The sequence below is a fragment of the Spirabiliibacterium mucosae genome, assembly GCF_014884965.1.
Lineage (GTDB): Bacteria > Pseudomonadota > Gammaproteobacteria > Enterobacterales > Pasteurellaceae > Spirabiliibacterium > Spirabiliibacterium mucosae.
On the sequence record NZ_JABTBO010000002.1, the window covers coordinates 82,876 to 96,316 of the forward strand.

Consider the following 13,441-nt stretch of genomic DNA (forward strand, 5'->3'; position numbering starts at 1 on the left):
CGTTACTCCTTGTTTAGGTTTTCAGCGAAATACGCACTCACCTCGCCCTCAGGCAAGGTGAATTGGTCAATCTGTTGTTTAAGGGGTTTGATGGTCACTTGTTGCTGTTGCGCTTCATCATCACCAATGACGATGGCAAACTGCGCATTGCTTTTATCAGCGCGTTTAAATTGCTTTTTAAACGCCCCCGCACTGCAGTGGAGCATCACTTTCACGCTTGGCAAATCACTGCGCAACTGCTCACTGATGCGAAACGCCGCACGGCGCGCCGCTTCACCACTGTGGATAATATAGACGTCAACCGCACTTTCAATCGCAAGCTCAGGATTGACCTCTTGCACCAGCAGCACCAAGCGCTCAACGCCCATGGCAAAGCCAATGCCGCAGGTGGCGTGCCCGCCGAGTTGCTCCACCAAGGTGTCATAGCGCCCACCGCCACACACGGTGCCTTGCGCGCCAAGTGCGGTCGTGACCCACTCAAATACCGTTTTGTTGTAATAATCCAAGCCACGCACCAGTTTTGGATTAATCTCATAGCGAATGCCCATGTCATCAAGAATTTGGCACACTTGGGCAAAATGGGCTTTGTCTTCTTCGCTTAAGTAGTCTTGCAGGCTTGGCGCGTGGTCAAGCACCGCTTGCACGCGCTCGTTTTTACTGTCTAGGATACGCAGCGGATTAGTGGTCAAGCGGCGTTTGCAGTCTTCATCCAGCACGTCCATGTGTTGCTGCAAGTAGTCTACCAGCGCTTGGCGATACACTGCGCGCGATTGCGCAGAGCCGATGGAGTTGAGCTGCAACGTCACATGCTCAAAAATGCCCAACTCGCGCCATAGCCGCGCGGTGAGTAAAATCAATTCGGCATCAATCTCAGGGTTGGCGATACCAAACACCTCCACCCCGATTTGGTGAAATTGGCGATAACGCCCCTTTTGCGGGCGCTCATAGCGAAACATCGGCCCCATGTACCAAAGCCGTTGCTCTTGGTTATACAGCAAACCGTTTTCAATGCCCGCGCGCACGCAGCCTGCGGTGCCTTCTGGGCGCAAGGTCAGGCTTTCGCCGTCACGGTCATCAAAGGTGAACATCTCTTTTTCGACCACATCGGTCACCTCACCGATGGCACGTTTAAAAAGCGGTGTTGACTCCACAATCGGCATACGAATTTCGCTATAACCGTATTGCGCCAGCACGCCGCGCACTGTTTTTTCCAGCCACTGCCAAACGGGTGTTTGGCTTGGCAAGCAATCGTTCATGCCACGAATGGCTTTAATGATATTCGCCACAACTCTTCCTTATTATTTTTCAACTACATCAATGCGTTGGCTAGGATCTTTGACCGCCACTTGGGCACGAATGCGCGCCTCGAGCTGGTCGATTAAATCGTGATTATCAAAGCGTTCTTTTTGGCGCACGCCGTCGAGATAAAAACCGCTCTTTTTGTTGCCGCCGGTCACGCCAAGGTCAGACACCAACGCCTCACCTGGGCCGTTGACCACGCAACCGATGATGGATACATCCATCGCGGTGGTGATGTCTTCAAGTCGCTGCTCAAGGGCGTTGACGGTGCCGATCACGTCAAATTCTTGGCGTGAGCACGTTGGGCAGGCGATAAAGTTAATGCCACGCGAGCGAATGCGCAGGGATTTTAAAATATCAAACCCAACTTTGATCTCCTCAACCGGGTTGGCCGCCAGCGACACCCGCAAAGTGTCACCAATGCCTTCCGCCAACAGCATACCAAGCCCGACCGCACTTTTCACCGCACCTGCGCGCGCGCCGCCCGCTTCGGTGATGCCTAAATGCAATGGCTGCTCAATTTGCGCCGCCAGCAAGCGGTAGGACTCCACCGCAAGGAATACATCAGAGGCTTTGACGCTGACTTTAAATTGATCAAAATTGAATTTATCTAAAATATCCACGTGGCGCAGCGCCGATTCCAACAAGGCTTGCGGAGTTGGCTCGCCGTATTTTTCTTGCAAATCGCGCTCAAGGGAGCCTGCGTTCACCCCAATGCGAATCGGGATATTTTTATCACGGGCGCAGTCCACCACCGCGCGGATGCGATCTTCCCGCCCGATGTTGCCTGGATTAATGCGCAGGCAATCGACACCATATTCCGCCACTTTCAAGGCGATGCGATAATCAAAGTGAATGTCGGCCACCAATGGCACACTCACTTGCTGCTTGATGAGTTTAAATGCCTCTGCCGCGTCCATAGTCGGCACCGACACGCGCACAATGTCAGCCCCCACCTTTTCTAGCTGGTGAATTTGCGCCACGGTCGCGTCCACATCGGTGGTGCGAGTGTTGGTCATTGACTGCACCGAAATCGGCGCATCGCCGCCCACTGGCACATTGCCCACGTGGATTTGTTTCGACACTCTGCGTTTGATTGGAGATTGAGCTTGCATAGGTTCCTAATTAATTTTTCGGTAATTTAAAGCGCGCAACACGGCCGTCGATTTTCAGTGGCACTTCTTCGCCACGGAAGGTGATCTTCACATTTTGTGGCGCGCCGATAACCAGCGAGTAGGCTTCACTGCCGTCAAAGTTGAGCACTTCTCCGCGTTTATATTCTTTTTGCGCCAGCACTTTGCGATTGGCATCTTTGACACTCAACCAGCAGCTGCTGCCAGTGATTTCAATGCTCAAGCTGGTTTCACTTGCCGCGGCGGGGGTGTCGCTGGCTTGTGCGTCATCAGTTTGCTCAACCGCACTTTGTGCATTGCCGTTGAGTTTTTCCATCGCGTTGCTCAGCACCTCGCCTGAGGTTTGCCCCTGCACGCTATTGCCATCAACAGCACTGTCGTTTTGCACCGCGGCATTGCTTGGGGCTTCAAGCGCTTTGTCTTCAACGCTAACGGGCTCCACAGCCGGCTCAATGGCTGCTTGTGGTGCGTCCACAGTGGTTGGTGCCACGGTGGCTTCTGCTTGCGTTGGCGTGTTGTCCACCACAGGCTCTAGCGTTGTTGTATTGCTTTGGTTTGCTTGGGTGTCATTTTGATTTAAAAAGTTTTCCACCAGGCTTTCGCGTTCATTTTGCGATTGTTGATAGTAGTTTTGCCACCACCAGTAGCCTGTCATGCCGATCATGATGAGCACAATAATCCACGTCAAACGCCCCACCCAGCCTGAATATGAGGAATAGTGATTGACTTTATTGTTGTTGCGTAAGTTTTTTTGCAGATCGTTTTCAACTGGCGCACCAAAAGAAATGTGAGCGGCTTGCCACTGCTCTTTCGGGATTTTCAAAAATTTGGCGTAGTTTTGCACATAGCCGCGCATGAACGTTGGCGGATAATTCGGCACAATAAATTCGTCGTTTTCAAGGTGGTTGATCACGGCGGTTTTGAGGTGGGTTTGCTGCACGACATCTTCAATTGTCAAGCCCAACGCCTCACGACGCTGACGAAATTGTTGTCCAAGCGTTATGCTTGATGGGGTGTGTTGTTGCTCGTTGTCCATACGCTTATCCAGTAATTAATATCAAACGAAGAGTTTAAATTTACAAGGTACGATTTGCAACAATTAATCCAAAATATTGCGCGATTTCTCCGCTTTTTACATTACAATTGCTGGCGTAATTGTGCCGCGCGCTCGGGGTTAAGTTTGTGGAGTTTTTGCAATGCCTGCGCTTGGCGGGTGGCGTCATGGGCTAAATTGGCACAAAGTGCGGTGTTCTCCAGTGTTTGCGCCACTTTGTAATAGGATTTTTGCGCCAGTGCTTTGTCAAACATCGCAAATGCTTGGCCAAAACGCGCCTGCTGGCACAAAAATGCACCGTAGTTGTTGTACACATCGCCTTGGCTTGGGTCTTTTTCCATCGCCAATTGGTAGTAATGCTCGGCCTGGATCACATTGCCCGTTTGCTGCCAATAGTGCGCCAACAAAAGATAAGGCAGGTAGTAATCGGGTGCAAATTCCAGCGCTTTGTCGATGTTTTGCTTAGCACTATCAAACTGATTTTGCTGCATATAACCCAGCGCCACCTGCGCGCGGGCGTAGGCCTTGCCTTGCGCTGTGTCTTGGTTGAGCTGCGTGGCGCAGCCAGTGAGCAGGATAGCAAAACAACTTAAAATAACGCTTAACCGCACTTTGACTCCTTATCGAGGTTGCGCCACATCAATGGCTTGGCCAAACGCTTTTTTATTCATGGTGCGCTTGGTTCGGTCAATCACATCGCCGGCGAGCTGGCCGCAGGCGGCATCAATATCATCCCCGCGCGTTTTACGCACAATCACCGTCAAGCCATACTCCATCAGCACTTTTTGAAAGCGGTCAATGCGCGAGTTGGAGCTTTTGCTATACGGCGCCTGTGGGAACGGATTCCACGGAATCAGGTTGATTTTACACGGCGTATTCGCCAGCAATTTCGCCAGCTGGTGCGCGTGCTCGGTGCTGTCGTTGACGTGATTGAGCATCACATATTCAATCGTCACCTTGCCGTGGTTGGCTTTTGATTGCGCCAGATAACGGTGTACCGAGTCCATCAACATCGCGATATTGTATTTTTTGTTCAGCGGCACAATCTCATCACGCAGCTGATCATTCGGCGCATGCAATGATATCGCCAACGCCACATCGATCATCTCCGGCAAACGGTCAAGTGCGGGCACCACGCCGGAGGTAGAGAGCGTGACACGGCGCTTAGAAAGGCCATAGCCAAAATCATCGAGCATGATTTCCATTGCCGGCACCACGTTGGCCACGTTTAACAGCGGCTCGCCCATGCCCATCATCACCACGTTGGTGATCGGGCGCACGCCTGTTTTGCCATGATTGCCGATAATTTGAGACGCGCGCCACACTTGGCCGATGATCTCTGACACCGTCAAATTGCGGTTAAAACCCTGCTGGGCGGTGGAGCAAAAAGTACATTCCAACGCGCAGCCCACCTGTGACGAGACGCACAGCGTAGCGCGGTCATCTTCAGGGATATAGACCGTTTCCACCTGCTGGCTACCCACTTGCATCGCCCATTTAATCGTGCCATCGCTTGAGCGCTGCTCTTGCGCCACCGTGGGTGCAACAATCTCCGCCACCGCTTTGAGTTTCTCGCGCAGCGCTTTGTTGATATTGGTCATGTTATCAAAGTTATCTTCACCAAAGTGATAGATCCACTTCATCAATTGATCAGCGCGAAAAGGCTTCTCGCCTAAGTTTTGCAAAAACTCGCGCAGCTGCTGGCGATTTAAATTGAGTAAATTGGTGCGTGTTGTCATTGTTGCCTCGTTGTCACACATTACGGCCAAACCGTTGAATTAAATAAACGCGCAATTCTACTGATTTGTTGCGATTTAATCTAGTCTTTTTCGCACAAAAAAGCGACCGCACTTTGCCTTTTTTGGAAGGGGGATCGCAAAACCGGTAGCTTAAAACAAAAAACCCAACACGCGGTTGGGTTTTGTTTGTATCTGTGATGGCGATTACGGTTGTTTACCGATGTAAGCCAAGATACCGCCGTCCACGTAGAGGATGTGGCCGTTGATGAAGTTGGATGCATCAGATGACAAGAACACGGCAGCGCCGGCCAAATCTTCAGGGGTGCCCCAGCGAGCGGCTGGTGTTTTAGCGATGATGAATTGGTCGAATGGGTGACGTGAGCCGTCTGGTTGTTTTTCACGCAATGGTGCAGTTTGTGGTGTGGCGATGTAGCCTGGGCCGATACCATTACATTGAATGTTGGCTTCACCAAATTCTGAACAGATGTTTTTGGTCAACATTTTCAAGCCACCTTTGGCGGAAGCGTAGCCCACTACAGTTTCGCGGCCTAATTCGCTCATCATTGAACAAATGTTGATGATTTTACCGTGGCCTTTTTTGATCATGGAAGGCAATACAGCTTTAGACATGATGAATGGGCCGGTCAAATCGATGTCGATGATTTTGCGGTAATCCGCGGCGGTGGTTTCCAACATTGGGATACGTTGGATGATGCCAGCGTTGTTGACGAGGATGTCAATCACGCCCACTTCTTTTTCGATTTTTTCGATGTGTTCTTTAACCGCACTTTCGTTGGTCACGTCGAACAAATAGCCGTGCGCTTCAATGCCCGCTTCTTTATACGCGGCAAGGCCTTTTTTGAGGTTTTCTTCGTTGACATCGTTGAAGACGATTTTCGCGCCCGCTTGGCTCAACGCAGTGGCGATCGCAAAGCCGATGCCGTATGACGCGCCAGTAACCAAGGCGATTTTACCCTTTAATGAAAATTGTTCTAAAATGTTTGACATAGTTGCTCCTTTAACTCCTTATGCAAGGTTATATTTTGAACACGCAATTCAGCTAAACTGAATTTTAGCATTATTAAACCACAATTTTATTTTTAATCCTAGCCCATTATGAAAATAGAACGTGATTGATTTCACATTTCTGGCCAATTGTGCGTTATTTTATCACCAAGTGCGGTTTTAACGCGCAGTGATGATTAAAAATAACGTAAATTTCCGCTAGAATGGTGCGCATCTTTTTGCCAAAGTGAGTGATTATGCCAAGCTTGAGTTTTGAAGACCGTTTAATTGAGATTGTTCGTGAAGATGTGGTGCCTGCGTTAGGCTGCACGGAGCCGATTTCACTGGCGCTGGCCTGTGCCATTGCGCGCGAGCATTTGGGCTGCGCGCCCAAGCGCATTGTGGCGAAAGTTTCCCCCAATTTAATGAAAAATGGCCTCGGTGTTTCTGTGCCTGGCACGGGCATGGTTGGCCTGCCGATTGCTGCGGCCATCGGCGCCCTTGGTGGCAACGCAAAAGCGGGGCTTGAGGTGCTTGCAGGCATCACCACCGAGCAACTTGACCGCGCCAAAGCGATGCTCAGCCAAGGCAAAGTCGACGTTGGCATTTTTGACACGGAGCATATTCTCTACTCGGAGGCGACGCTTTTTGCCGGTGAAAACTCGGTGCGGGTGTGCATTCAAGACCACCACACCAACGTAATTTTGATTGAGAAAAACGGCGAAGTCATCTTTGAAGATCTTGCGCCCAAAGGCTGCACCCACGACAGCGAACATGAGTTGCTCAACAATACCCACGCCAAAGCGCTATTTGATGTCGCCACCACCGTGGCGATAGATAAAATCGCGTTTATCCTGCAAGCCGCCAAGCTCAATACCGCACTTTCAGATGAAGGGCTGCGAGCAGATTATGGCTTGCACATCGGCCGCACGCTGCAAAAGCATGTGGGCAGTGGCTTGATGTCAGACGATTTGTTAAGCCGCATCATCATCCGCACCACCGCCGCCTCAGATGCGCGCATGGGTGGCGCCAGCCTGCCGGCGATGAGTAATTCAGGCTCAGGTAATCAAGGTATTGCCGCCACCATGCCCGTTGTGGTGGTGGCCAATTACCTTGGCGTGAGTGATGAAAAACTCACCCGCGCGCTGTTTTTGTCTCACTTGATGGCGATTTTCATCCACAATAAATTGCCAAAACTTTCTGCGCTGTGTGCCGTGACCACCGCCTCGATGGGCAGTTGCGCCGGCATTGCTTGGCTGCTGACAGGCAAGTTTGAAACGGTGAGCATGGGCATTTGCTCGATGATCGGCGATATCAGTGGCATCATTTGCGATGGGGCAGCCAACAGCTGCGCGATGAAAGTCTCCACCAGTGTGTCAAGCGGCTATAAAGCGGTGTTGATGGCGATGGATAACACGCACGTGACAGGCAACGAAGGGATTGTGGAGTTTGATATTGATGCCTCCATCAACAACCTCTGCGCCATTGCCTCACGCAGCATGCTGCACACCGACAAGCAAGTGATTGAAATCATGAGCAACAAGCCGAAAAAGTAAAAGTGCGGTCACAAAAAAGCCAGCTTGCGCTGGCTTAGGTATTATTCAAAAGAGTCTTTCAGCCGCTCGGCGTTGCGCCGCGCTTCATCTTTGTGTTGTAGTTTATTGAGCTGACGCTCGAGCTTCTCTTCAAGCTGATTAATGCATTTGTACATATCTTCATTCTCTGCACTGGCAAACAAATCGCCATACGGTGTGCCGATGTTGGCCTCGGCGCTGAAGCCTTTTGGCACCTTGTTAAGGATAAAGTGCGGGTTGATCAACTGAGTTTGCCATTTTTCTAACTTGGCCACACGTTCTTCAATATGGGTACGAATTGCGGGGGTGATGTCCATTTGTTTACTTGTAATTTTCACGATCATAGTACCTACCTCTCGACTTGTGTGATAAAAACCCCGTGGGGTTAGTATTAACATAGTATCCTCGCGCACAAATTTCAAGGGCAATTGTTCATTCTGCCGCGTGAGATCACAAAACAATAAAATATTCTTTTACAACGAATTTTTTTATTGGTTTAAACAAAACAAGTTGCTAATATGGTCAATTGTGAGCCTAAACCGCACTTTGCTATTTTGCCCGCGCAAGCTTGGCCGCCACATAAGAACAACTGGCCTGCACTTTTAGGTTTTCGCGCTCAACATAGGCCATCAACGCTTGATACAGTTTATCCGCCACGCCTTGGCCACGCAAACTCGGGGAAACAAACGTGTGGTTGGCATCAATGGTGTCGTCATTGATTTTTCGATACGTCAGCTCAGCGATGCGCTCATCGCCTTGCTCGATGAAAAACGCGCCGCCTTGCGTGTTGTGGCTTTGTTGAATTTCCATAGTGTCTCCTTAATGTGTCCAGTCACTGCCTTCATTAATGCGCGCATCTTCAGCAAAATCCGCGCTGCCCGCACTGATGGCTTTTTCTTCGTTGGCCCATTCGCCCAGGTCAATCAGCTGGCAGCGCTTGGAGCAAAATGGGCGATATGGGCTTTCGTCACTCCAGACCACTTGCTTTTTACAAATCGGGCATGGGACGCTGTCAACGTGCGGTTTTTTCATGTTTTTTCTTCGCTTGGGCTAAATAAAATTGATGTAGTGCCATCACCTGTTCGGTGATCGCCGCTTGGCTTTCCTGCCATGGTTTATCATTGTTAATCACATCATCGGCTTTTGTCAAACGCGTTTCGCGGTCAATTTGCGCCGCCATGATTTTTTCAATTTGCGCGCGCTTGTTGCTATCGCGCCGCGTGGCGCGTTCAATTTGCGTTTCACGGCTGACATCCACCACCAAAGTGCGGTCGCAAAAAACCTCGAGCTGATTTTCAAATAACAAAGGCACCACCCACAACGCATAGGGCGCGCGCACGGCGTTGAGATCGCTGAGCATTTTTTCGCGAATTAACGGGTGCAGCAAGTCATTGAGCCAACTTGTTTGCGCTTTGTCATTAAACACTTTCGCGCGCAGCGCGGCGCGATCGAGCGTGCCATCGCTATTCAACACATCTTGCCCGAAATGCTCAGCAATACGCGAAAGTGCGGTCGAGCCTTTCGCTACCACTTCGCGCGCGGCCACATCGGCATCAATCACAAGCACACCAAGGGCGACGAAAAGATCGGCAATCGTGCTTTTACCACTGCCAATGCCGCCAGTGAGACCCACCACGTAGGGTTTAATTGTCATAGTCACTCCTGATAAAAAAGCCGCTATCAAGCGGCTTTTCTGAGGGTTGGTGATTACAGTGCTTTCAAGATATTATCCACACTCTCTTTGGCATCACCAAAGAGCATCTGGGTGTTGTCTTTAAAGAACAGTGGATTTTGCACGCCGGCGTAACCGGTGTTCATAGAGCGTTTGAACACGATCACGTTTTGCGCTTTCCACACCTCCAGCACTGGCATGCCCGCAATTGGGCTATTTGGATCATCAAGTGCGGCTGGGTTGACGGTGTCGTTGGCGCCGATGACCAGCACAGTGTCGGTATCGCTGAAATCATCATTGATTTCATCCATTTCCAACACAATGTCGTAAGGCACTTTGGCTTCCGCCAACAACACATTCATATGCCCTGGCAAACGCCCGGCCACTGGGTGGATACCAAAGCGCACGTTCACGCCAGCATCACGCAATTTTTGGGTGATTTCCGCCACAGGGTATTGCGCTTGCGCCACCGCCATGCCGTAGCCTGGGGTGATGATTACAGAGCTTGAATTGCGCAGCAATTCTGCCACTTCTTCAGCGGTGATTTCACGGTGCTCGCCTTGCTCTTCGCTGCTTGACGCTTGCACGTCGTTACCAAAGCCACCTGCAATAACGCTGATGAAAGAGCGGTTCATCGCTTTACACATAATGTATGAGAGGATTGCACCACTTGAGCCCACCAAGGCACCGGTGACGATAAGCAAGTCGTTGTTGAGCATAAAGCCCGCAGCCGCCGCCGCCCAACCAGAGTAAGAGTTGAGCATAGACACCACAACTGGCATATCCGCGCCACCGATTGAAGCCACCAAGTGCCAGCCAAAGGCCAGCGCAATGATAGTCATCAAAATCAACGGGAACAGGCTAGCGTCGCCAACAAAGCCGATCATTAACAAGGCTGAAACGATGATCGCCGCGAGGTTCAATTTGTGGCGATGTGGCAGCATTAATGCTTTCGATTTGATGATGCCGCGCAGTTTACCAAAGGCGACGATGGAGCCGGTGAAGGTCACCGCCCCGATAAAGATGCCTAAAAAGACTTCCACATCGTGGATGTTTTGCATCACAGAATCCAATGCAGGGTGCTCAAGGTAGCTGTTAAAGCCGACCAACACCGCAGCCAAACCCACGAAGCTGTGTAAAATTGCAACCAACTCTGGCATTTCGGTCATTTCCACTTTCAAGGCTTGGCGGATGCCGAGCACGGCGCCGATCGCCATGGCGATCACAATCCAAATGTGGCCTTCAGTGTGCGGCCCAAAAATGGTGGCGATTAAGGCAATGGTCATCCCCACGATGCCAAACCAACAACCGGCTTTGGCGCTTTCGTGTTTCGACAATCCTGCCAAACTCATAATAAACAGTAATGCGGCGACAATATATGACGCTTGTACAAAACCTACTGACATGGCAGACTCCTTACCCTTTTCTAAACATAGCAAGCATTCGTTGGGTCACTTTAAACCCACCGAAAATATTAATACTGGCGACTAACACCGCGATAAACGCTAAGAAAGTCACCACCCCATTGCCTTGGCCGATTTGCAACAGCGCACCGACAATGATGATGCCTGAAATGGCGTTGGTCACCGCCATCAGCGGGGTGTGCAGCGCGTGGCTGACATTCCACACCACGTAGTAACCCACCACGCAGGCGAGCACAAACACGGTGAAGTGGGATAAAAACGCCGTTGGCGCAACCGAGGCCAGCCACAAGAACAGCACCGCCACGGCCGCCATTGCGCCGTATTTGATTTTTGGGTTCGCCTTTTTCGGCGCTTCTTTTTCCACTTTGGCGGCCGCTTGTGGTTTTTGTTGCGGCTGGGCAGATACTTTGATTGGTGGCGCAGGCCATGTGATTTCGCCTTCACGCACCACGGTCACACCGCGCAAAATGACGTCGTCAAAATCAATGTTGATGTTGCCGTCTTTTTCTTTGCACAACAGTTTCAGCAGGTTGACCAAGTTAGTGCCATACAGTTGTGATGATTGCGTTGGCAAGCGGCTTGGCAAATCGGTGTAGCCGATAATTTTCACTTGATTGTCGGTGGTGACCACCTCACCGGCTTTGGTCAACTCACAGTTGCCGCCTGTGGCGGCCGCGAGGTCGACAATTACACTGCCCGGTTTCATGCTCTCGACCATCTCTTTGGTGACCAAGCGTGGCGCTGGTTTGCCTGGAATAAGTGCAGTGGTGATGATGATATCCACCTCTTTGGCTTGTTCAGCATAAAGAGCCAAGGCGCGGCGGTTGAACTCTTCCGACATCACTTTGGCGTAGCCATCACCGCTGCCACCTTCTTCTTGGTAATCGATTTCCAAGAAGGACGCGCCCATGCTCTCAACTTGCTCTTTCACCTCAGGGCGGGAGTCGAATGCCCGCACAATTGCACCGAGGCTATTGGCGGCACCAATCGCGGCAAGGCCTGCCACACCTGCACCAATCACGAGCACTTTCGCTGGTGGCACTTTACCTGCGGCCGTGATTTGGCCGGTGAAGAAGCTGCCAAACTCGTGGGCGGCTTCGACCACGGCGCGGTAGCCGGCGATATTGGCCATTGAGCTCAAGGCATCAAGGGCTTGCGCGCGTGAAATGCGTGGCACGGCGTCCATCGCCAGCACGTTGATTTTCTTCTCGCTTAATTTTTTCAACAGCGCTTCGTTTTGCGCCGGCCAAATAAAGCTCACCAAGGTGGCGCCTTCTTTAATCAAGGCAATTTCGTCATCCGTTGGCGCGTTGACTTTAAAGATAATGTCACTTTGCCAAACCGCACTTTGATCAACGATGCTCGCCCCTTCGGCGGCATACATGTCATCCTCAAAGCTGGCTTTGAAGCCGGCGTCATGTTCAATTGCCACCTCAAACCCGAGCTTTTTCATCTGCACGACGGTTTTCGGTGTGGCTGCCACGCGGCTTTCGTTGTCCAGCCGCTCTTTAGGTACACCAATTCGCATTGTCTTTATCCTTTTATTGGAATTACTCTTTGGATATGAGCCATATCCCCCCTAACCACGCCAAAATGCTTGATTTTCGACGTTATGACATCACTGCAATACACAGAAAATTCGCCTTTAACTTTAGCATTTTTATACGCCAAATTTGAGCAATTTTTTCAAAAAAATCGCCATAGATCTCACTTCGGGTTAAAATAGCGCCCCAACCGCACTTTTGATGAGGCACTCCATGCAACTACCCGCTTTGCAATCGGCTACCTTAATTCGCCGTTACAAACGTTTTTTAGCCGATGTCACACTCCCCAACGGCGAGCGACTCACCCTCCACTGCCCTAACACAGGCGCGATGACAGGCTGCGCCGATGAAGGCGACATGGTATGGTTTTCCACATCTGACAACCCCAAGCGCAAATACGCCCACACCTGGGAGCTGACCGAAAAGCCCAACGGCGATTTGATTTGCGTTAACACCACCCGCGCCAACGCGCTGGTGAAAGAGGCGTTGCAAAGTGCGGTTTTGCCTGAATTGGTCGGCTTCAACCAGCTGCAAAGTGAGGTGAAATACGGCCAAGAAAACAGCCGCATCGATTTTTTTCTGCAAAACGAACGCGGTCAGGCTATTTATATCGAGGTAAAATCCGTCACGTTGTTAAGCGACGCGCAAAGTGCGGTCAGCCTGCCAAAAGGCAGCGGCTTATTCCCCGATGCTGTGACCACTCGCGGGCAAAAGCATTTGCGCGAGCTAATGCATATTCACACCCAAGGCGCGCGCGCAGCGGTGGTGTACGCCGCGCTGCACGAGGGCATCACGCGGCTGCACGCCAGCCAGCCGATTGACCCAGCCTATGCCAAGCTGCTTTATGCCGCCCATGAGGCAGGCGTTGAGGTTTATGCCTTGCAAGCGGCTTTTGCGCGGCAACACGGCGTGCCGCAGGCCATCACGCTGACGAAAACCCTGCCGATTACGTGGTGAGTGTAAAAAAATGTAATTTCGGTTTCAAAGTTAAATGATA

The 13,441-nt window shown here is 51.1% G+C and carries 14 protein-coding genes; 2 read left to right on the plus strand and 12 right to left on the minus strand.

All coding sequences use genetic code 11. The annotated features are described in order from the left end of the window. Window positions 1-2 precede the first annotated feature (2 nt). The 6 genes from hisS to HPC37_RS01275 form a co-directional block, all read right to left on the minus strand. Entirely contained in the window at window positions 3-1,286 is a 1,284-nt protein-coding gene (gene hisS / locus HPC37_RS01250) for a histidine--tRNA ligase (RefSeq protein WP_208121437.1), read from the minus strand. Window positions 1,287-1,298: 12 nt separating this feature from the next. Further along, window positions 1,299-2,414, minus strand: a complete 1,116-nt coding sequence (gene ispG / locus HPC37_RS01255) for a flavodoxin-dependent (E)-4-hydroxy-3-methylbut-2-enyl-diphosphate synthase (protein WP_208121438.1) — start codon at window positions 2,412-2,414, stop codon at window positions 1,299-1,301. Between the two features lie 10 nt (window positions 2,415-2,424). Then, window positions 2,425-3,468 (minus strand): RodZ domain-containing protein, encoded by a 1,044-nt coding sequence (locus tag HPC37_RS01260; protein WP_208121439.1) that lies wholly within the window; start codon window positions 3,466-3,468, stop codon window positions 2,425-2,427. 101 nt (window positions 3,469-3,569) lie between these two features. Next, window positions 3,570-4,097: a type IV pilus biogenesis/stability protein PilW gene (locus HPC37_RS01265; RefSeq protein ID WP_208121440.1), complete on the minus strand. Its 528-nt coding sequence runs from the start codon at window positions 4,095-4,097 to the stop codon at window positions 3,570-3,572. A gap of 9 nt (window positions 4,098-4,106) precedes the next feature. Continuing rightward, window positions 4,107-5,246, minus strand: a complete 1,140-nt coding sequence (rlmN, locus tag HPC37_RS01270) for a dual-specificity RNA methyltransferase RlmN (RefSeq protein ID WP_427915933.1) — start codon at window positions 5,244-5,246, stop codon at window positions 4,107-4,109. 183 nt (window positions 5,247-5,429) lie between these two features. After that, the gene (locus HPC37_RS01275) at window positions 5,430-6,233 is read right to left on the minus strand and encodes a gluconate 5-dehydrogenase (protein WP_208121442.1); all 804 of its coding nucleotides are present in this window, start codon (window positions 6,231-6,233) and stop codon (window positions 5,430-5,432) included. A 572-nt stretch (window positions 6,234-6,805) separates the two neighbouring features. Between HPC37_RS01275 and HPC37_RS01280 the strand changes: the two genes are divergently transcribed. Next, complete coding sequence (locus tag HPC37_RS01280) at window positions 6,806-7,786, plus strand: L-cysteine desulfidase family protein (protein WP_427915936.1); 981 nt, start codon at window positions 6,806-6,808, stop codon at window positions 7,784-7,786. Between the two features lie 41 nt (window positions 7,787-7,827). Here HPC37_RS01280 and hpf read toward each other — a convergent pair whose 3' ends face one another. The 6 genes from hpf to pntA all read right to left on the minus strand — a co-directional run bounded on the left by hpf (window position 7,828) and on the right by pntA (window position 12,428). After that, window positions 7,828-8,148 (minus strand): ribosome hibernation-promoting factor, HPF/YfiA family, encoded by a 321-nt coding sequence (gene hpf, locus HPC37_RS01285; protein ID WP_208121444.1) that lies wholly within the window; start codon window positions 8,146-8,148, stop codon window positions 7,828-7,830. A 205-nt stretch (window positions 8,149-8,353) separates the two neighbouring features. After that, a complete protein-coding gene (locus HPC37_RS01290) occupies window positions 8,354-8,614 on the minus strand; it encodes a GNAT family N-acetyltransferase (RefSeq protein ID WP_208121445.1) in 261 nt (86 codons plus the stop codon). Window positions 8,615-8,623: 9 nt separating this feature from the next. Then, on the minus strand, window positions 8,624-8,836 hold the full coding sequence (gene yacG, locus HPC37_RS01295) for a DNA gyrase inhibitor YacG (protein WP_208121446.1): 213 nt from the start codon (window positions 8,834-8,836) through the stop codon (window positions 8,624-8,626). Further along, window positions 8,817-9,458 carry a dephospho-CoA kinase gene (gene coaE / locus HPC37_RS01300; RefSeq protein ID WP_208121447.1) on the minus strand — a complete coding sequence of 214 codons (642 nt, stop codon included), beginning with the start codon at window positions 9,456-9,458 and terminating at the stop codon, window positions 8,817-8,819. Before coaE ends, yacG begins: the two co-directional genes overlap by 20 nt. A gap of 53 nt (window positions 9,459-9,511) precedes the next feature. Beyond that, window positions 9,512-10,882, minus strand: coding sequence for a Re/Si-specific NAD(P)(+) transhydrogenase subunit beta (gene pntB / locus HPC37_RS01305; protein WP_208121448.1), 1,371 nt, complete (start codon window positions 10,880-10,882; stop codon window positions 9,512-9,514). Between the two features lie 10 nt (window positions 10,883-10,892). Beyond that, window positions 10,893-12,428 (minus strand): Re/Si-specific NAD(P)(+) transhydrogenase subunit alpha, encoded by a 1,536-nt coding sequence (pntA, locus tag HPC37_RS01310; RefSeq protein WP_208121449.1) that lies wholly within the window; start codon window positions 12,426-12,428, stop codon window positions 10,893-10,895. 229 nt (window positions 12,429-12,657) lie between these two features. Here pntA and sfsA point away from each other — a divergent pair, with 229 nt between their 5' ends. After that, complete coding sequence (gene sfsA / locus HPC37_RS01315) at window positions 12,658-13,401, plus strand: DNA/RNA nuclease SfsA (RefSeq protein ID WP_208121450.1); 744 nt, start codon at window positions 12,658-12,660, stop codon at window positions 13,399-13,401. The last annotated feature ends 40 nt before the right edge of the window (window positions 13,402-13,441 follow it).

What these genes read in the sequence shown, in the direction of transcription:
- ispG (WP_208121438.1), bottom strand. Translation starts at nt 2,414, where the DNA reads ATGCAAGCTCAATCTCCAATCAAACGCAGAGTGTCGAAACAAATCCAC.
- HPC37_RS01260 (WP_208121439.1), bottom strand. Translation starts at nt 3,468, where the DNA reads ATGGACAACGAGCAACAACACACCCCATCAAGCATAACGCTTGGACAA.
- rlmN (WP_427915933.1), bottom strand. Translation starts at nt 5,246, where the DNA reads ATGTGTGACAACGAGGCAACAATGACAACACGCACCAATTTACTCAAT.
- HPC37_RS01275 (WP_208121442.1), bottom strand. Translation starts at nt 6,233, where the DNA reads ATGTCAAACATTTTAGAACAATTTTCATTAAAGGGTAAAATCGCCTTG.
- HPC37_RS01280 (WP_427915936.1), top strand. Translation starts at nt 6,806, where the DNA reads ATGCTCAGCCAAGGCAAAGTCGACGTTGGCATTTTTGACACGGAGCAT.
- hpf (WP_208121444.1), bottom strand. Translation starts at nt 8,148, where the DNA reads ATGATCGTGAAAATTACAAGTAAACAAATGGACATCACCCCCGCAATT.
- HPC37_RS01290 (WP_208121445.1), bottom strand. Translation starts at nt 8,614, where the DNA reads ATGGAAATTCAACAAAGCCACAACACGCAAGGCGGCGCGTTTTTCATC.
- yacG (WP_208121446.1), bottom strand. Translation starts at nt 8,836, where the DNA reads ATGAAAAAACCGCACGTTGACAGCGTCCCATGCCCGATTTGTAAAAAG.
- coaE (WP_208121447.1), bottom strand. Translation starts at nt 9,458, where the DNA reads ATGACAATTAAACCCTACGTGGTGGGTCTCACTGGCGGCATTGGCAGT.
- pntB (WP_208121448.1), bottom strand. Translation starts at nt 10,882, where the DNA reads ATGTCAGTAGGTTTTGTACAAGCGTCATATATTGTCGCCGCATTACTG.
- pntA (WP_208121449.1), bottom strand. Translation starts at nt 12,428, where the DNA reads ATGCGAATTGGTGTACCTAAAGAGCGGCTGGACAACGAAAGCCGCGTG.
- sfsA (WP_208121450.1), top strand. Translation starts at nt 12,658, where the DNA reads ATGCAACTACCCGCTTTGCAATCGGCTACCTTAATTCGCCGTTACAAA.